This is a genomic window from Paenibacillus sp. IHBB 3054 (assembly GCF_051594305.1).
GTDB lineage: Bacteria > Bacillota > Bacilli > Paenibacillales > Paenibacillaceae > Paenibacillus_AQ.
In genome coordinates, this window is sequence record NZ_JBOFBG010000022.1 from 16,736 (window position 1) to 33,384 (window position 16,649).

The following is a 16,649-nucleotide window of genomic DNA, read 5'->3' on the forward strand; positions in this document are numbered from 1 at the left end:
CGTGCACGGATGCGATCCGTGCGCGCTGGTTGTTTATATTCTACCCTACACAAATACCTCAGTCCACTCTGCTGCCTGTTCTCTAGCGAGAATGGTAAACTGCTTGGTCAGTAGATTCGCTGTAAGCTTTGCCTCACTAGCTTGATGTTTCCACGTGATTTCCAGCTCATGACTGCTTTTCTCTTGAATTGCAATATCGCCACTGAAGGCAGGGCAGCTGTTTCTGAATTTCAGCAACCGGAACAACTTTTGAACAACGGGGCGTTCTGCCTCAACCTCAATTTCCTCTTTGGTGTAATAGTGCCGGTTAATATTGCGTCCTTCCTTCGTGCTCTCCAGCAGTTCAATATCATTCTCTCCGGCCAGCAAGCCTACATAATAGATTTGCGGGATACCCGGTGCAAAACACTGAAGAGCCCTCGCCAGTAGATAGGCCTGATCGTCGTTTCCGAGTGCAGAATAATAAGTGCAATTAATCTGATAAATATCGAGATTGTTGTATGCTTCCGTACTGTAAATTTTCTTAACATTGGCGCCTTGACTGTAGAGATGTTCACGGGTCATTTCTGCTTCCTCATCTGATAATAAGTCCTTCACATCAACCACTCCGATGCCGTCATGAGTATCCAGGGTGGTGAATTGTTTGCGCGGACAAATCTGCAGCCAGTGGACCAAACGATGGGCCTTCCCGCTGAAAAGCGCATGCAGCACGAGCATCGGGAGCGCAAAATCGTAGACATAATAACCCTGCTCGGCAATCTTCAACTGAATGCTGTAATGCTCATGAATTTCAGGCAGCACGGTGATACCGGTAGGATTTAAAATATCTTCGGAATACTTAAGCATTTCCCAGATCTCCGGCTCTACAAAAAAGCAGTTCGTTCCAAGCTTTTTGTTAGCATAAGCGAAAGCATCCAGGCGGATAATCGAGGCTCCCTTTCCGGCGAGTAAAGTCAGATTGTCCCGGACAAACTTCTTCGTGGTTTCTGTTGTCACATCCAGGTCAATTTGCTGCTCATCAAAGGTGCACCAGACTTTCTCCGTAGTGCCGTCTTTAAATGTGACTTCAGCGTACGGAGCACGGGGTTTGCGTTTATAGATTAGATCTACATCCGCTTCCGTGGGTTCGCCGCCTGGCCAGAAGTCCTTATAGCGGATGAACAGATCAGCATATTCCGAATCCTCTTTTTTATCCAGGAAATCCTGGAAATAAGGCGACTGTCTGGAAATGTGATTGATCATAAAGTCGTACATCATATAGAATTTCCCGCTCATCTCTTCCACTTCAGACCATGATCCAAAGGATTCATCCACTTGGGTGTAATCCATGGGTGCAAATCCGCGGTCGCCGGACGAAGGATAGAAGGGCAATAAATGGACCCCGCCGACCACTCCTTTTAAATGTTTGTCCAATATTTCATTCAATTCTTGTAAATTGCGTCCCAAGCTATCGGCATAGGTGATCAGCATGGCCTCATTTTTGATTTGCATAATAAAATGTTCCTCTCTGCCCTGAAAGTTTTATTAGTGGGTGATGTTCGTTTCTCGTGTTAATTTCCATATGATGCTTTCATAATCGCCTTTCCATAGTGCGGGAACGGCAAGTCCGCTGTTCATCAGTTCATCCGCGCCATAGACTCCGCCTTTGTCGCAGGAGTAATCGTTGCCTTCATCCAGACCTTGCAGTCGAACCGAGCTCACCCGGCTGTTTGCCTCCGCTCCGGTTCTAAAATAAAAGACTAGCGCTTCGCTTTGGTCGGCGGAAACAAACATCCATGCGGTTTCATTACCTTCAAACGGGCTGAGCAGCCGGTAAAAACCGCCAAATTGGATCAGCATCCGGTTTGTTTTATAAAGCTCAATCTGCCTCCGAATCTCAGTTTTTTCTTCTTCGCTTAACGCGGTTACGTCAAGCTCGTATCCGAAGTTCCCGCTCATGGCGACATGCCCGCGGATGTCCAGTGAAGTGCTGCGGTGCACTTGATGATTCGGAACAGCGGAGACATGGGCACCCATGGTGATAATCGGATAGACAAGGCTTGTTCCATATTGAATCTTCAAGCGGGACACGGCATCCGTGTTATCGCTTGTCCAGGTCTGAGGCATATAATACAGCATACCTGGATCAAAACGCCCGCCTCCGCCTGAACAGCTTTCGAATAGGACATGCGGGAACATTGTCGTCAGTTCCTCCATTACTCTATACAAGCCAAGGATATAGCGGTGAGCGGTTTCGCGTTGTCTCTCCGGCGGAAGGGTCGCCGAGCCAATCTCTGTCATATGTCTATTCATGTCCCATTTGACATAGGTAATCGGGGCGGACGACAGGATGTCTGAAACCATAGAGATGATTTCGTCGCATACTTCCGTCCGCGAGAAGTCAAGAACCAGCTGGTTGCGTCCCTCTGAACGGTTGCGGCCGGGAACATGCAGGCACCAATCAGGATGCTTGCGGTACAGCTCACTTTCCTGTGAGACCATTTCCGGCTCGAACCATAATCCGAATTGCATATCCTTGTCCACGATTCGCCCAGCCAGCCTGTTCAATCCGCCCTCCAGCTTGTTCTCATTGACAAACCAGTCTCCGAGGGAAGATTTATCATCATCGCGTTTGCCAAACCAGCCGTCATCCAAGACAAACAGCTCCATGCCAAGTGAGCTGCCGGCTTCTGCGATCCGTTCGATACTGTCTGCATCAAAGTCGAAGTAGGTTCCTTCCCAGTTGTTAATCAGAATGGGGCGGACCTGGTCACGGTATTCCCCGCGGCATAAACGTTCTCTGAACAATCCATGAAACGTCCGGGACATTTCTCCCAACCCATTCGGTGAGTAGACAAGGATTGCTTCAGGACATTGAAAAGCCCCGCCAGGCTCAAGTCTCCAGCTGAAGTCAAAATCATTGATCCCCATAGAGACCCTCGTGGTCGAGAACTGATCCACTTCCGCTGAGGCTGTAAAGCTTCCGCTGTACACCAGGCTGAATGCAAAGATCTCACCGCATTCTTCTGTAGCTCCTTTTCGTGCCAAGGCAAGAAAGGGATTGTGCTGGTGGCTGCTGGCGCCCCTGCGGCTCTCAATAGACTGGATTCCCTTATGCAGCGGTTGGCGTTCAAGATGCCTCTCTCTGGCCCAAGCCCCCGGAAGGTGCACCATGTCAAAATCGTCATCGCGGAAATCGACATTGGCGCTGAAAGCCCGCAGGACCTGCAAGGGCTCTGCTCCTTTATTCAGCAGCCGGACGGAGCGGGCAATTACATTTCGTCTTTCGTAAACGGTATAAGACAACGTAACGGAGAGACCGAGGAGGGAATCCAACAGATGGATTTGCAGGGTCTGCGCTTCGTGTTCGTCTTCCACGTAAGTAGCGGGAAGACCGTCTAAGGACGGTTTTCCCTGTACGATCTGATGGGAGATCACCCGCAGATCGGAGATGGTTGTACCATCTGTGCGCTGGATTTGGTAGGCCGGATTGCGGAAATCAGTCCCTCCATAAGCCGGATATTCCTGCGGAAGTGTGTCAAGAGAGAATGTGCGGTCCTCCGGGTTGGGGTTAGGAGAGAATCCCCGGTCCAAATATTGCAGTGCGTTACTGCCTTCATATCGGCGAAGACGTTTGCCCCAATAGAGATGGGCCAGATAGTCCCCATCAATAATTCGCAGTATGTAGCTGGTCTCACCCGCTGTTAAATGGAACGTACGGGATTCGGCATCGAATTGTATACTCATCTGGGCTCACTCCTTTAACGGTTAATTAACAAGGTTCAGCTTTTTACAGCCCCGGCGGATAAACCGGCAATGAAAAAACGCTGGAGGAAAAGATACAACAGCGTAAGCGGCAGCATGGACATCAGAGATCCGGCGGCTACCCAGCTCAGATTGCTGGTAAACTGGGAGAAGAATGCGGATAAGGCCACTGTCAGCGTATGCATGCTTGTTGTTTGCAGAAAGAACAGAGAGAACTGATAGTCATTCCAGATCGAAACGCCTGACAAAATAATCGCCGTCACCGTTACGGGCTGCAGCAGCGGCAAAATGATTTTGAAGAATAGTCCTACTCTGGAGGTTCCGTCAATCATCCCGGCTTCATCCAGTTCTTTGGGGATGGTGCCGATAAAACCGGTGTACAAGAAAATGGTCATCGGAAGATTGAAGGTTACATTGAGCAGGATCACACCCCAATACGTATTCAGACCGTTCAAATCCACGATGAACTGGTATAGCGGTACCAACACGGTTAAGGGGGGAACGATCAGCGCGGAAATGAACAGAATATAAACGAATTTATTCAAGCGTGTCTGAAAACGGGACAACGGATAGGAGGCAAGCGAACCGACAACCAGAATAAGGAGAACGGCAAAAAACGTTATGATTATATTATTAATAAAGGCACGGTCTAGATTGGCATATTGCCAAGCATTCTTGAAATTGTCCAGATTGAAATAACCCGGAAGAACCCACTTCGAACTTAAATCACTTTCCTTTTTGAACGCGGTGCTGACTAATAGGTACAGCGGAACAATATGAACTACGCCAATCAGCGCCATCAACGCGATTTGCCACTTATTTATTTTGGGGGTTGCCATTATGCATTCTCCTTTCTCCGCAGCAGAATCAATGCAGCTATGCCGATAATGCTAGTAATAAAGAACATTAAGTTACCCATAGATGCCGCGTATCCAGCGTCCTGTCTGGCAAAATACATTTGGTACATCATCGTCGACAGAGACTGTGAGGCGTAGCCGGGGCCTCCGTTGGTTAGAGCGATGATTACGTCAAACAGCTTCAGTCCGCCAATGATATTAATGACCACATTGATAGTGATTGACGGGGCTAGTAGAGGGAAGGTGACATTCTTGAAACGCTGCCAAGCGGACGCGCCGTCCAATGAAGCTGCTTCATAATAATCGGCTGAAATGGACTGCAGGCCTGCCAAATAAATAATCATGGCCGTACCGACAAATTGAAAGGTGTTGACCAGCGTAATCAGCCAGACATTCAGCTGCGGATTGGCCAGGAAATTAACCGGATCTCCGCCGAACAGCTTAACCAGATCGTTCAAGGCGCCGCCGTTCATCTGGAAGATGAAATACCAAATGTAACCCATGATCAAAGGGCTGATAATGACCGGCAAATAGATGATTGTTCTAACGATTCCTCTGCCTTTAATGCTCTGGTTCAGCAAAAGCGCGTACAGCAAGCCAAACAAGTTTTGCAGGATTGTGCTGCCCAAACCATAGGTTAATGTATTTTTGACAACCGTTCCTATATTCGGATCTGTAAATAAGCGTTTATAGTTGGCTAAGCCAACCCAGGCGGAATTTTGCGAATAGCCGTCCCAGTTTGTAAAAGAGATCCGTATGCCGTTCATAAACGGGTAAAAAATAAATGCAGCAAACAAAATCAATGCCGGCAAATACATCATATTGATTCCGAGTAATGATTTCTTCACACAATTCCCTCCTAATATGAGGAACAGAGAGCCCTCTCTTCAGTGAGGACTCTCTGTTCCTGCTCTATATCTATTTCTGCTGAGCTTTTAGCCGTTCTACTTCTGACTTCATATTCTCGCTGTATTTCTTAGCGGTAATATTTCCGGCCAACAATTCCTGGGCGTTCGTAATCATTACATCCCACATGCCGTTAGGGAGGTATATCCGGTCAAAATAAGGCAGTACTTTGGTATCCTTATATTGATCATAGTAATCACTGAAAGCGCCACCGCCGGATACATCCTTGAGAGCGGCTGGAGAAAGGGTGGCATCGGATACTTTCTTGACATTATCCGGCTGCGCCATATAATTCAGGAAATCTTTCGTCTGTTCCGGATAATTGGTGTCCTTCCATGCCCCCAGTGCAAGGCGTTCGCCTCCGGCAAAAGTAGGTTCGTCGCCTTCAACAATAGCCGGCAGCGGAGCGATTCCCATTTTCACATCAGGATTGATCTTTTGGATATCTGCATAGGACGAGGGAGTGTGGAACGCAAATGCCAGCTTGTCTTCAGCGAAAAGACGGGCTTCGTCCGCATATTTTGCCGTCAGCAAGTCATTGTTCGTATAGCCCTTATCATATATTTCCTTGAATTTCTCAGGCAGATAGGTCCATTTATTCCAGTCGAAGGTGCCATCAAGAAGTGCCTGGGCTTCATTCTGCGGCGGAGTAATTAGAAGCGGATTTGCCATCATATCAAAGAACTGGCCGATGGTCCAAGGATCAAGCCCGGAGAAGAACAACGGAATGACTTCGCCTTTGCTTTCGGTTTTTATTTTTTCGGCGGAAGCCAGCAGCTCATCCAGGGTAGCCGGCGGCGTCACACCGTATTTTTCAAGTACTTTAACATTATAGAAAAGGCCGTCTTTCGCTTCGTTGAGCGGCAGTGCGTAGACTTTACCGCTTTCATCAGTAAGCGTCGGTTTGATCGTGTCCGACATTTTTACTGCCCAAGGTTCGTTTTTCAGATCCATGGTGTAATCACCGTAACGGAGCTTGGCCCAGCCATGGGTATCGAAAATATCCGGTAATTCGTTGGAGGCCATTTTCATTTTCATAATACTTTCATAGTTGGAGCCTGGGAACTGAACCTCGATTTGTGTCCCCGGATGTTCCGTTTGATAGTTCGCTACAATTTCCTGGATGACATCCCGTACACCCTGTTCACCTACGGTCAGCATCATGGTCAGCTTGACGTTCTCTGCTGCACCTTCCACATTCTTGTTTTCGTTATTGCTGCAGGCAGCAAGTCCGAGACAGAGACTGGCAGCCAGTACAGAACTTAGATATTTCTTTTTCATTTTGTCATCCCCCAATTATTAATTAACGCGCTTACATACAAAAGAATAGCATTTATAAAAGCGCTATCAAATGACACCATTCTACGATTTATGCGCTCATTTCTCGAATTGACTTCTGGGTGTACTTTCCTTATTCTTGTTGTAGTAAAGGAGGGGCTTCCCATGAAACTACATACGCTGCGATCCAAATTAACCCTTTCTTACGCATTGATCATAGCCATACCTGTGGCGATTATTATGGTTTGCATGCCGGCTTATTATCAGTATCTTTTGGAACGGGAGACCGAAGCGCTGACGCGGAACACGCTTACCTCCATGACCGAACATATTGTGACCTATCTGGAACAATTAGAGCAAATCACTTATCTTCCCTATTTTAGCCCGGAATTAATGCAAGCATTGATTACTAAGAATACTTCTGATTATTCTTCCAACACCGATTTCGTCAAATACCCGGTGGAGCTGACCTTAAATACCTTCCTGCCGGCATTTCTGCTGACCTACGGCAACAATTTATCAGCCGCCTTGCTGCTGACTCAAAATGGTGACGTCTACAGCCAGACCAACGGTCTGTCGGATGTCGTTGAAGATTATCCGTTTTTTGAACAGCCGTGGTATCTTCAAACGGTGCAGGCCGATGGCAAAGCAACCTTTATAAGCACCCACCATCAGGATTATTTTACAGCCCCGCTGACCAAACGTGTATTTTCCGTAGCCCGCGTTATTAAAGATCCTGAATCCCTTCGTCCGCTGGCTGTCATTATGGCTGATGCGCAGACAAGCTTGCTGGACGAGATTGTGATCAAAGATTTTGGCGTGCGGTCCATTAGTGCGATTCTCAATGAAAAGGGAGAGGTCTTTTATTCCACGGCCCCTTTGTCAGAGCATATTATCAAAGAGATCTCCAGTGCAGGGGTATCCCAGGTTAAAGATTCCGGAGAATCTTATGTCGTCATCTCCAAACCGATTCGCCAGGCCAATTGGAAAATGGTTGCCCTGCTTTCGAAATCAGAGTTGAGGGAAAAGGTAGAATGGATGTATATCGTAGGGCTGTTGTTTGCCTTTATCGGCCTGCTGCTCACACTGCTGCTGTTGCGTTATGTTTCGCGCTGGATTGTGGGTCCCTTTCTTCAAATGAAACAGGCGATGAAGCAGGTGGAAAGGGGGAATTTCCAGGTCCGGCTGGAGCCCGTCGGCAAAGACGAAATCGCCAGTCTGGGATACTCCTTCAACCATATGATTGATACCATCAACGAGCTGATCCAAAAAGAATACGTCGCCGTCTTAAATGAAAAGGAAATGAGATTCCGGGCGTTGCAAGCCCAGATTGAGCCGCATTTTCTATTCAATACGTTAAATGGATTTTTCGCGCTGAACAGGATCGGCGAGAAGAAAAAACTGGAGGAGGCCATCCTTTCTCTCAGCTCGTTGCTGCGATATACGCTTGTTCAGGAGAATTGGACTACCATAGGGGAAACCTTTACTTTTCTGCGCAAATATTGCGTTTTGCAGCAATTGCGTTTTGATGAACGTTTGGAGTTCAGCCTGCAGTTCGATCCCCGAATTTCAGAATTTAAAATTCCCAAACTGCTGCTCCAGCCATTGGTCGAGAATGCGATTATTCATGGGATTGAACCTTCAGCCCTGCCCTGCCGTCTTGTTGTCGATGCTGGACTTGAACAGGAGGGTGAAGATTGCTTGTACATAAAAATAGAAGATAGCGGAGTCGGGTTCCTGGAACCAGCCGCTGAATTAGAGGATAGCATTGGACTGCGTAATGTGCAGGAGCGATTGAAATTTGCTTATCCGTCCGCTGCCTTTGATATTCACAGCTCGCCCGGAATGGGGACCACCGTGACCATTCGAATACCGCTTAAGGATGTGGAGAAATGAGAGTGCTTGTTGCAGATGATGAAAAGCTATCCAGAGTCTCATTGATCAGCATGCTGGAGGAATGTGAGCGCGACATTTCAATTGCCGGTGAGGCAACCAACGGGGAGGACCTGCTGAATGCTTTGTCAAAAATGCAGCCCGATGTAGCTTTTGTCGATATCCGAATGCCCAAAATGAACGGACTGGAAGCGATTGAACGCGGCCGCAAGCTTTCTCCCCATACCCAATGGGTCATTTTGTCGGGTTTTTCCGAGTTTGATTATGCCCGCAAGGCGCTTAGCCTGGGAGCCTTTATGTATTTATTAAAGCCTCTGGGGATGGAGGAGTTGGGATCGGTCCTGGATTCACTTTTTACTAAGATTGATCAGACCTACCAAAGGCTTGACGACGAATTTGAGCATTACATACTGGCAGCTTTGAATAACGGGCAGTCCCCCGGCTTGGCAGAATTCGTCTCCGAAGCCCGTTATACGAAATATAAAGTGTTATTAATTGCGACAGATACGCATGCATTCCCGGGACAAATGGAACAAGCCAAGCACTGTTTATACAGGGCAATACAGGAAACTGTCAGCGGATGGTCCTCTTTAACTTGCCGTGTGGCAATATTTACGCTGACTAGCGGGGAAACAGCAGTGGCGATGTGTTGGCAGGAGGGGGAACCGAAGGACGATCTGCAGATGGAAGTTATTACGGACAGCATATACCACCGAATAAACCGTCTGACAGACCAAAGGATTGCCTATACTCAGGTTGATAGCAGCATATACGCAAATATTGGCGGCATGCTGGCAGGTCTGCGGGACATTCGCCGGTTGCTGCCGCTGCGTGCCGTTATAGGAATTAACCACAGATTTTCGCTTGAAGAGCTCCAGAAGCAGTCTCCTGCGGCAGCTCATATGGGACTTGTAATAACCAAGCTGGTCGATGATTACCATCACCATCTCTATATGGATTACTGCAGGGAGTTGGAAGAAATTACGACCCTCTTAAGGACTGAACAACACTCCAAGCAACAAATAAAGCATATGCAGAGTTTTATTCAATATGGAATGAATGATAGTGCTGAGCTTGAAACCGCTGAGCTGACGACCCTCCTTACCCGCCATGCGGATAAGCTGCTATCTGACAAGAAGAAACTGGAGGGCGAGCCTCCGGATATGATCTCAGAAGTGATCTATTCTATTGAACAACATTATGCCAGCAATATCTCCATTGCCCAGTTGGCGGAGAGGCTGAGAATCACACCTAATTATCTGAGCTCTACCTTCCACAAAAAGACAGGGACCACATTTACGAAATATTTGACTCGTCTGCGGATTCACCGGGCCAAGGAGCTTTTAAGTACGACCAACCTTCCGGTAAAAGATATCGCCCTGCAAGTGGGATATTACAGCACCAGGCATTTCGTCAAATTATTTATAGAATCTGAAGGCTGCTATCCGACAGAATACAAGAAGCAGGCTCGGCTATAGGTTAGCATGTTCACACCTATCACGCCGCTGAACTGAAATGAACAGGTAATCTTTTGCGCTTTCCGGGTAATAATTGATATGCATTTGGATAACCTATCCATAACCCGGAAGAAACGAGGCGATAAGCATGTCCAATTTGAACAACAGTCACCAGGAAGCTGTCGAGACGGTTAGAGATCTGATCAAAGGCATTGATACGGCCATGTTAACAACGATTTCGGCCGAAGGACTGGTATCCCGTCCCATGAAGACACAGGAAGTCGAGTTCGACGGAGATTTATGGTTTCTTACCAAGAAGGATACCAGTAAATTCGAGGAAATTCTTCATGACCCGAGGGTTAATGTCATATACGCTGATAAATCCTATGTCTCCATCCGTGGAACGGCCAAGCTCGTGCAGGATGTGGAGAAGAAAAAAGAATTTTGGAATCCAGGCTACGATGCTTTTCTGCAGACCAGCTATGATGACCCCGACGTAATTCTGATCCGGGTCCAAGCCGAAGCGGCGGAATATTGGAAGAGCGGTAACCTGGCCGAGAAAGTAACTTACCTGTTTAAACGGCTAACGAAGCAGGATACGGAGCAATCGAATCTCAATGAGACGATTGATTTGAAGTAGGAGTCCGTAACGATAATCACACAATGCATAAATAGCCTGATCCGCAAGTAAAGCCGCCGGGAATTTTCCCGGCGGCTTTTTGCCGGATTATTCCGCCTTTTCCTTTCCTTTCCTTGAGCGAGAAGCTTGTCGGCCGCCTGCTGCTGAGGCTCCTCCAGCTCAAGGGTCAGCACGGTAAACCGGGTAAAGTCCAGCCGGAGCCCCAGCAGCTCCGCTGCCTGATCTGTACTGCCGCCCTGGATGAGGTCGTTCAAATACTTCTCCTTGATCGCTGTCCGGTTATCGGTAAGAAGAGAATCTACCTTCTCCGTCATCAGCGTCTCCCAGTTGCGGGCTAGCTGATCGAAGATATGTCGGATGAAGCCGCTTCGTCACCGGCAGGCAGTTGGGAGGATTTTCCGTCCTTCTGACCGGCTTGGGAGCGGCCGATACAATCTTATGGACAGGAAAAAGGATAGGGTGAACGCGGCTATCAGATATGCCGCCGCAACCGTGATGACAATGACCTTGATCCGGTCCATTCCTTGCAGAAGAGCGGAACGTTTGGTAATGTCCACGAATCTCCAGCCGGTCAGCTCCTAGGTTGTATAGGAGACAATCCGGTCGGAATCATCGATGTAGAAGCCGCTTGCCCCGGTCAGCCGGCCGGGGTCCAGCTGTTGAAGCAGGGATTCCCCGGCAGCAGCATCGGAATAGAACAGCTCAGAATCCGGCCCTATGGCTTAAATAGTCGTCGAATAGCAGCTGAAGCTTCAAATTCATGACGATGGCACCGCCCACTTGACCGATTAATGGCATTTTTTAAAGCAGACTGACGGCAGGATGATCCTGCGAGAAGCCGTCTTGCCGTCCGGTAACCCAGATTGTGCGGCTGTCAGAAGGCTGATTCCAGACCTCAATCCAGGAGGTGTCCACGAAGGTGGAGATGGGTGATGCCTTGATCTCGGGACGCGATGTCAGGATAAGCTCCAAGGGGGCGTAATATAAATAGATGGAATCGATGTAGGGGCTGACCTTCTTGACGATAGCCTTACCATCGGCATCGGGAAAACACATACCCTGTACTCGGCGGTTCTTCCCTGGAACGCAACCAACAATAAACTGCAGTATTCCTCCAGTGATCCTTCCGTGGTGACAGTAGATGCCACCATTTCGAGAACGGCCGGAATGGCTGGCCGATGCCAAACGGAGTATCGTGGAGGTCGACGGCGGCGATCACATGTATAAGCTGCTCAAAGGCGCGACCACGCTGAATGAGAACGACTTAAATAATTACGAGTTGAGCTTCAAGCTGAAGACGCCTCCAGTGATTCCGGAATCGGCCACATTCTATATATTCGACCGGCTGAATCCGGGCGGCAACAGAGGAAGAATCGGATACCGGAAGTATGCTGACGGAACTTCTTCCTGGATTTTCTACAATGCAGCCTGGGGAACCGTTAAGCAGAACGCACTGTCTGCCCAGGACCTGCTGCCGGATACCGTATACAACATGAAGATCATCGTCAAGGGTTCGGAGATCAGCGTCTATGCTGACGGCAAGCTCAAGCCTCCTATCTGCTGCGGGATGCCAACCATATCCTGCAAGGGATGGGAGCGCAAGATAAACTACAGGATGGGATTCCCGGGTAAAGGGAATTAAACAAAATAAAGCCTTGGACGAAGTTGTCCAAGGCTTTTGTGTTTGGCTGCTTGTTCATTCTTAAGAGAACAGCAGCCTATTTATCGCTATCTATCTCCCGGGAGCCGAGCGCTTGTACGGGACGATTGTCATGCGGGAAAATACCTTCGAATTTGCCGATTTGCTCATCAGACCATTGAACGGGATTTTCCAGGACGATCCACTGTACCCCTTCGGTACATGGAGGTGTGGTGAGTGATCCTTGATAGCGGAACGAGTGAAGGTCTGTTGGAAGCAGCTGGTTCATGTCGAAGACACCCTCAACTTGGACTTCCTGTTCGCTCTCCTCGGAGGGGAGCACGGACCAAAGCTTTTTCAACTCAACATTTTCGGAGCCTTTAGTGATTAGGACACTCAGCACAGCAAGCGTCTCGTCTTCACTTTTATGGACAAAATGAAGCTCCATATCAGCATGTTTGCCATCTACCTCATGCTCGCTGGGCAGGTGGAAATGAAACTGCTGCAAGATATACGTCTTTCCTTCAAGGGTGATACGGTTGTCCTGATTCTTTAGGTTAACCTGGATCGTGTGACCGTTGTTAATGATAGACACAGGGGACGGCGCATACTCAACCTTGATAGGGGACAGGCTCTCATCATCCTGCACTTTCTCATGAAGAATGTTAATCGGCGACTGGGCCGTACCTGTACTGCAGGTATTGAACAGTTTATCCAGTTCAGCCCAATGTTCCGGGGACGTTTCACCTTCATAGGACCAATGCGCGGGGTGGGCGCTTACTGTGGTAGCGGGTTCCTTATTCGCTTCTGCCTCGTTCTTCTGTTCGTTGCTTCCGCATCCCGCCATTACAGACAAGACCATGATGGGGAACAGTATTCGGGACACCTTTTTGTTGATACGCATACGTCATCCTTCTTCCTTTTGGATAGTGGAACATTTTAATTTATATTGTAAATATTGGCACACTCAGCATCAAGTGAAAAAAGGCTCAAAGTTCTCAAAATGGTTCTAACTATCTAGGCCGCCAGCGAATCCAAGAACTTGCTATCCGAATCGAATATAAATATAACCAGATATTCTAATCCAGTTCGAAGAGGTGGTTTCCAAGTGAGAAGGCAGGCAGGGCCAGTTAAGAAACGGAACCTTTCACCCAGACCCCGACCCAAAGACAGCTTGAAGCTTAAGGTGCAGGCACAGATCATTAACTTTGCCGTGATCGGAGATAGTCATGTGGGGTATGGGAACAGCTCGGCTATTTTTAAAAAGCTTTTGCCAAAAGCAGTGAGCAGCGGGAATAAGAAGTTTGTGATTTTTGGCGGGGATAATGCCCAGGCAGGAGCCAATCATGGGAATAATGCCGATGCCTTCTACAAGGACTTCAAGGATACGGTTACCAGCACGCTAGGAAGCATTCCTTATAAAGCATCGATAGGAAATTGGGAGGCAAGCACTCAGTCCTTGTTCAAACAATATTTAGGTGCGGTTGCCGGGCAAATGAATTTCCCGGGTACGCAGGCAAAGGTGAAGTATGTATGGCTGGATTGTGCGCTAGGGGCGTTCACACCGGAAAGCATGAATATACTGAAAAATTTAGACGACCATCATTATTATATTATTGATTTTCATTGGCCATTGAAAGTGAGCGGGATTACGGTTGCTCCCAGTCATGTGTTAAGCGGGGCGGAGACGAATAAGTTTTTTACGGCGATTCCTGCGAAAGTGAGAGATAAAGTGCTGGCCATATTTACACACCACGGGCATTTGTTTTATCGGAAGCTGGCCAATATTTATCCGGGGTTCCCTACAACTAAATTCTTCGTGTGCGGATGTTCAGGGGATTATAAATGCAAGCCAAACGGTGATCGGGGGTATTACAACGCCACATTGACCATTAATGGGTCTGCTGTCACTGTGAATGCTTATAAGGTGCCGGTTATGTAGCTCGATTTGGTTTGGAATTCTGATTTCGGCAACTTTACTGATTTCGATACTATTTAGCAGCTCAACCTCAACCCGAACCCGAACCCTCGCAAGTTCAGGTCGAGACGCATTCTATTGTATTTTCTACAACAGAATCTTCTTAAAATAGCCGGAAAGCAGACTTTATTGCACTCTGTACAGCAGAATTTTGTGGGAAAGGTGGTTTTGACTAAAAACCAATAAATCTATTGCACGAAATACAGCAGAATGCGATTTACCGGAGAATAATGAGCATTCTGCTGTATAAAGTGCAATCATATGAAAAAAGTCCTCATGCAATTACTGCACACTCAGATTATCCCAATTGATCTGGAACTCCTTCAGCATGCCTTCTTTAGTCAGCTTGCCGCCGAGATAACCCTGTACGGATTACCGTGCTCAACTCGTCACAACAAGATGAAAGCAAGCATGAGCCGCAAAGGGAATTGTTATGACAATGCGTGTATTGAGTCGTTCCACAGCGTACTCAAAAAAGAATGTGTGTACCGGACCCGCTTTAAGACCAAGCTTGAAGCTCAGCAGAAAATATTTGAGTATGTGGAGCTCTTTTACAACCGTAAGAGAATTCACGGTTCTTTGGGTTACCTCTCTCCCAACCGTTTCGAATCCCAGTACTACAAAAATTTAAGTACATGCTCTTAAATAGTGTCTACTTTCTTAACATAGGACCAATAGTGCCTCTGATATCACTCCTCTCGTGATAAGGTACGGAGGTTTGTACGCGGATTCCCTCATTAGGAGCGATTTTAGCTCAGGCTTGACAGCCCTTTCATAGTGTGGGTATGGTAGATTGGTCACACTAGAAGGAGGTTGAGGCACATGTCAGGAGTTCTCGGCACTCATTTCGTTACGCAGATTGGAATTTTGGTGAATGATATTGAGAAGGTAAGCCAGGCGTATGCGGACTTTTTTGGACTGGCGGTGCCTGAAATCATCATTACCGATACGGCAGATATTGCCCAGACCCGGTATAACGGCGGGGCGACGGAGGCGCGGTCCAAGCTCGCTTTTTTTGACATGGGCTCCTTGCAGCTGGAACTGATTGAGCCGGATCATCAGCCAAGTACTTGGCGCGATTACTTGAATGAGCATGGAGAAGGGCCTCATCATATCGCTTTTGTAATCGAAGGAATGCAGGAAAAGATTATGCTGCTCGAAGGCAGAGGGTTCCCGCTGCAGCAGAAGGGCGAGTATGACGGGGGACGTTATGCTTATATGGATACGTTCAAGGAATTGAAGGTGCTCGTGGAGCTGCTGGAGAACGATAAGCAATAAATTAGCAATAAATTAGCAATAAATCAGCCATAAATCAGCAATAGAGTGCAATAGCAGAATACACCCATGCAAATTGATATTCTCCCGCCGTGAATTCTGCCTATTCATGAACAGAACAGCGGCGCTTGGGGAAATTATGCAATAGAGGAGGAGCGAAAGATGAACATTCTAATTACCGGTGCGGGACGCGGGCTGGGCGTTGAGCTGGCGGCCGAAGCACTGAAGCGCGGGCATGCAGTGATTGCCGGAGTTCGCCATCCCGATCAGGAACAGGCCGCACTGTCGCAGCTTGCTGCAGCCTATGGAACCAAGCTGACCGTGGCCGCGCTGGATGTGACGAACGAAGAGGGAATCGCGGAGCTGGCTGCTGGTCTGAAAGGGCAAGGGCGGACGCTCGGTGCCATCATCAACAATGCGGCGATCCTGACCGCCCGGAACACGCCGGTTGAAGAGCTGGATCTGAAGGACATGCTGACAACGATGGATATTAATCTGTACGGGCCGATGCGGGTGGTCAAGCATTTCCTGCCGCTGCTCACCGAGCCGGACCGTTCAATCATCAACATCTCGTCGGAAGCGGGCAGCATCACCAATGCCTATCCGGGTGATTATCCTTATGCCATCTCCAAAACAGCACTCAATATGTTCTCGCAGCAGCTGCATGTGTATTTGCAAGAACGCGGCGTACAGGTGCTGAGCGTACATCCCGGCTGGATGCATACGGATATGGGCGGGGAAGAGGCGCCGACGAACCCGCGCAGCAGTGCCGAGGGCATTATCAGCCTGATCGAGCAACGCCGTGCTCCGGAAGGGCATTTCATGTTCGTGGATTATACCGGCAAAGATATGAAGATATAATCAGCCGCAGCCAGGTGCCGCGGTCCCGGAAGCGTATGCGGATAAGGCTGTATTTGTGAGTTTTATAAGGCGGGAAGACAATCGAGGAAGGTAAAGCTGATTTTCCGGAAAATCCGGAGTC

The 16,649-nt window shown here is 48.2% G+C and carries 17 protein-coding genes and 1 pseudogene; 9 read left to right on the forward strand and 9 right to left on the reverse strand.

The features are described from left to right. Positions 1-45: 45 nt before the first annotated feature. From gtfA to ACQ76X_RS21725, 5 genes are all read right to left on the reverse strand, one after another. Entirely contained in the window at positions 46-1,491 is a 1,446-nt protein-coding gene (gene gtfA / locus ACQ76X_RS21705) for a sucrose phosphorylase (protein WP_438495884.1), read from the reverse strand. A 33-nt stretch (positions 1,492-1,524) separates the two neighbouring features. After that, complete coding sequence (locus ACQ76X_RS21710) at positions 1,525-3,726, reverse strand: alpha-galactosidase (protein ID WP_438495885.1); 2,202 nt, start codon at positions 3,724-3,726, stop codon at positions 1,525-1,527. A 35-nt stretch (positions 3,727-3,761) separates the two neighbouring features. Continuing rightward, positions 3,762-4,583 (reverse strand): carbohydrate ABC transporter permease, encoded by an 822-nt coding sequence (locus ACQ76X_RS21715; RefSeq protein WP_076110471.1) that lies wholly within the window; start codon positions 4,581-4,583, stop codon positions 3,762-3,764. Next, positions 4,583-5,422, reverse strand: coding sequence for a carbohydrate ABC transporter permease (locus tag ACQ76X_RS21720; protein WP_052092475.1), 840 nt, complete (start codon positions 5,420-5,422; stop codon positions 4,583-4,585). Before ACQ76X_RS21720 ends, ACQ76X_RS21715 begins: the two co-directional genes overlap by 1 nt. 97 nt (positions 5,423-5,519) lie before the next feature. Continuing rightward, positions 5,520-6,788: an ABC transporter substrate-binding protein gene (locus tag ACQ76X_RS21725; protein WP_438495886.1), complete on the reverse strand. Its 1,269-nt coding sequence runs from the start codon at positions 6,786-6,788 to the stop codon at positions 5,520-5,522. A 162-nt stretch (positions 6,789-6,950) separates the two neighbouring features. On the opposite strand from ACQ76X_RS21725, the gene ACQ76X_RS21730 reads away from it, so the two are divergent. The 3 genes from ACQ76X_RS21730 to ACQ76X_RS21740 all read left to right on the forward strand — a co-directional run bounded on the left by ACQ76X_RS21730 (position 6,951) and on the right by ACQ76X_RS21740 (position 10,775). Beyond that, on the forward strand, positions 6,951-8,681 hold the full coding sequence (locus tag ACQ76X_RS21730) for a cache domain-containing sensor histidine kinase (protein ID WP_438495887.1): 1,731 nt from the start codon (positions 6,951-6,953) through the stop codon (positions 8,679-8,681). After that, positions 8,678-10,156, forward strand: a complete 1,479-nt coding sequence (locus ACQ76X_RS21735) for a response regulator transcription factor (protein ID WP_438495888.1) — start codon at positions 8,678-8,680, stop codon at positions 10,154-10,156. Before ACQ76X_RS21730 ends, ACQ76X_RS21735 begins: the two co-directional genes overlap by 4 nt. Before the next feature lie 127 nt (positions 10,157-10,283). Continuing rightward, positions 10,284-10,775, forward strand: a complete 492-nt coding sequence (locus ACQ76X_RS21740) for a pyridoxamine 5'-phosphate oxidase family protein (protein ID WP_076110475.1) — start codon at positions 10,284-10,286, stop codon at positions 10,773-10,775. On the opposite strand, the gene ACQ76X_RS21745 is transcribed toward ACQ76X_RS21740, so the two are convergent. The 3 genes from ACQ76X_RS21745 to ACQ76X_RS21755 all read right to left on the reverse strand — a co-directional run bounded on the left by ACQ76X_RS21745 (position 10,703) and on the right by ACQ76X_RS21755 (position 11,831). Beyond that, positions 10,703-11,089 carry a hypothetical protein gene (locus tag ACQ76X_RS21745; protein WP_438495889.1) on the reverse strand — a complete coding sequence of 129 codons (387 nt, stop codon included), beginning with the start codon at positions 11,087-11,089 and terminating at the stop codon, positions 10,703-10,705. The genes ACQ76X_RS21740 and ACQ76X_RS21745 overlap by 73 nt on opposite strands. A 57-nt stretch (positions 11,090-11,146) precedes the next feature. Then, positions 11,147-11,332, reverse strand: a complete 186-nt coding sequence (locus ACQ76X_RS21750) for a hypothetical protein (RefSeq protein ID WP_438495890.1) — start codon at positions 11,330-11,332, stop codon at positions 11,147-11,149. A 244-nt stretch (positions 11,333-11,576) separates the two neighbouring features. Further along, positions 11,577-11,831: a hypothetical protein gene (locus tag ACQ76X_RS21755; RefSeq protein ID WP_438495891.1), complete on the reverse strand. Its 255-nt coding sequence runs from the start codon at positions 11,829-11,831 to the stop codon at positions 11,577-11,579. Here ACQ76X_RS21755 and ACQ76X_RS21760 point away from each other — a divergent pair. Both ACQ76X_RS21760 and ACQ76X_RS21765 read left to right on the forward strand, forming a co-directional pair. After that, positions 11,817-12,002 (forward strand): Ig-like domain-containing protein, encoded by a 186-nt coding sequence (locus tag ACQ76X_RS21760; protein ID WP_438495954.1) that lies wholly within the window; start codon positions 11,817-11,819, stop codon positions 12,000-12,002. The genes ACQ76X_RS21755 and ACQ76X_RS21760 overlap by 15 nt on opposite strands. Next, complete coding sequence (locus ACQ76X_RS21765; protein WP_438495892.1) at positions 11,917-12,417, forward strand: hypothetical protein; 501 nt, start codon at positions 11,917-11,919, stop codon at positions 12,415-12,417. The genes ACQ76X_RS21760 and ACQ76X_RS21765 overlap by 86 nt, the downstream gene beginning before the upstream one ends. A 76-nt stretch (positions 12,418-12,493) precedes the next feature. Here the strand turns inward: ACQ76X_RS21765 and ACQ76X_RS21770 are convergent, their stop codons facing one another. Continuing rightward, positions 12,494-13,318 (reverse strand): carbonic anhydrase, encoded by an 825-nt coding sequence (locus ACQ76X_RS21770; protein WP_438495893.1) that lies wholly within the window; start codon positions 13,316-13,318, stop codon positions 12,494-12,496. Between the two features lie 204 nt (positions 13,319-13,522). On the opposite strand from ACQ76X_RS21770, the gene ACQ76X_RS21775 reads away from it, so the two are divergent. From ACQ76X_RS21775 to ACQ76X_RS21790, 4 genes and pseudogenes are all read left to right on the forward strand, one after another. Further along, positions 13,523-14,356, forward strand: a complete 834-nt coding sequence (locus ACQ76X_RS21775) for a metallophosphoesterase (RefSeq protein WP_438495894.1) — start codon at positions 13,523-13,525, stop codon at positions 14,354-14,356. A 435-nt stretch (positions 14,357-14,791) separates the two neighbouring features. Continuing rightward, positions 14,792-15,037, forward strand: a pseudogene (locus tag ACQ76X_RS21780) (IS3 family transposase); the annotation flags it as partial. Between the two features lie 177 nt (positions 15,038-15,214). Further along, positions 15,215-15,670, forward strand: a complete 456-nt coding sequence (locus tag ACQ76X_RS21785) for a VOC family protein (protein WP_438495895.1) — start codon at positions 15,215-15,217, stop codon at positions 15,668-15,670. A gap of 159 nt (positions 15,671-15,829) precedes the next feature. Beyond that, positions 15,830-16,528: an SDR family oxidoreductase gene (locus ACQ76X_RS21790; RefSeq protein WP_438495896.1), complete on the forward strand. Its 699-nt coding sequence runs from the start codon at positions 15,830-15,832 to the stop codon at positions 16,526-16,528. The last annotated feature ends 121 nt before the right edge of the window (positions 16,529-16,649 follow it).

Bases quoted from the DNA above. Each gene is read 5' to 3' on its own strand.
- ACQ76X_RS21710 (WP_438495885.1), bottom strand. From the start codon at position 3,726: ATGAGTATACAATTCGATGCCGAATCCCGTACGTTCCATTTAACAGCG.
- ACQ76X_RS21790 (WP_438495896.1), top strand. From the start codon at position 15,830: ATGAACATTCTAATTACCGGTGCGGGACGCGGGCTGGGCGTTGAGCTG.
- ACQ76X_RS21770 (WP_438495893.1), bottom strand. From the start codon at position 13,318: ATGCGTATCAACAAAAAGGTGTCCCGAATACTGTTCCCCATCATGGTC.
- ACQ76X_RS21785 (WP_438495895.1), top strand. From the start codon at position 15,215: ATGTCAGGAGTTCTCGGCACTCATTTCGTTACGCAGATTGGAATTTTG.
- ACQ76X_RS21740 (WP_076110475.1), top strand. From the start codon at position 10,284: ATGTCCAATTTGAACAACAGTCACCAGGAAGCTGTCGAGACGGTTAGA.
- ACQ76X_RS21745 (WP_438495889.1), bottom strand. From the start codon at position 11,089: ATGACGGAGAAGGTAGATTCTCTTCTTACCGATAACCGGACAGCGATC.
- ACQ76X_RS21755 (WP_438495891.1), bottom strand. From the start codon at position 11,831: ATGTGTTTTCCCGATGCCGATGGTAAGGCTATCGTCAAGAAGGTCAGC.
- ACQ76X_RS21765 (WP_438495892.1), top strand. From the start codon at position 11,917: ATGCCACCATTTCGAGAACGGCCGGAATGGCTGGCCGATGCCAAACGG.
- ACQ76X_RS21725 (WP_438495886.1), bottom strand. From the start codon at position 6,788: ATGAAAAAGAAATATCTAAGTTCTGTACTGGCTGCCAGTCTCTGTCTC.
- gtfA (WP_438495884.1), bottom strand. From the start codon at position 1,491: ATGCAAATCAAAAATGAGGCCATGCTGATCACCTATGCCGATAGCTTG.
- ACQ76X_RS21715 (WP_076110471.1), bottom strand. From the start codon at position 4,583: ATGGCAACCCCCAAAATAAATAAGTGGCAAATCGCGTTGATGGCGCTG.
- ACQ76X_RS21735 (WP_438495888.1), top strand. From the start codon at position 8,678: ATGAGAGTGCTTGTTGCAGATGATGAAAAGCTATCCAGAGTCTCATTG.
- ACQ76X_RS21720 (WP_052092475.1), bottom strand. From the start codon at position 5,422: ATGATGTATTTGCCGGCATTGATTTTGTTTGCTGCATTTATTTTTTAC.
- ACQ76X_RS21730 (WP_438495887.1), top strand. From the start codon at position 6,951: ATGAAACTACATACGCTGCGATCCAAATTAACCCTTTCTTACGCATTG.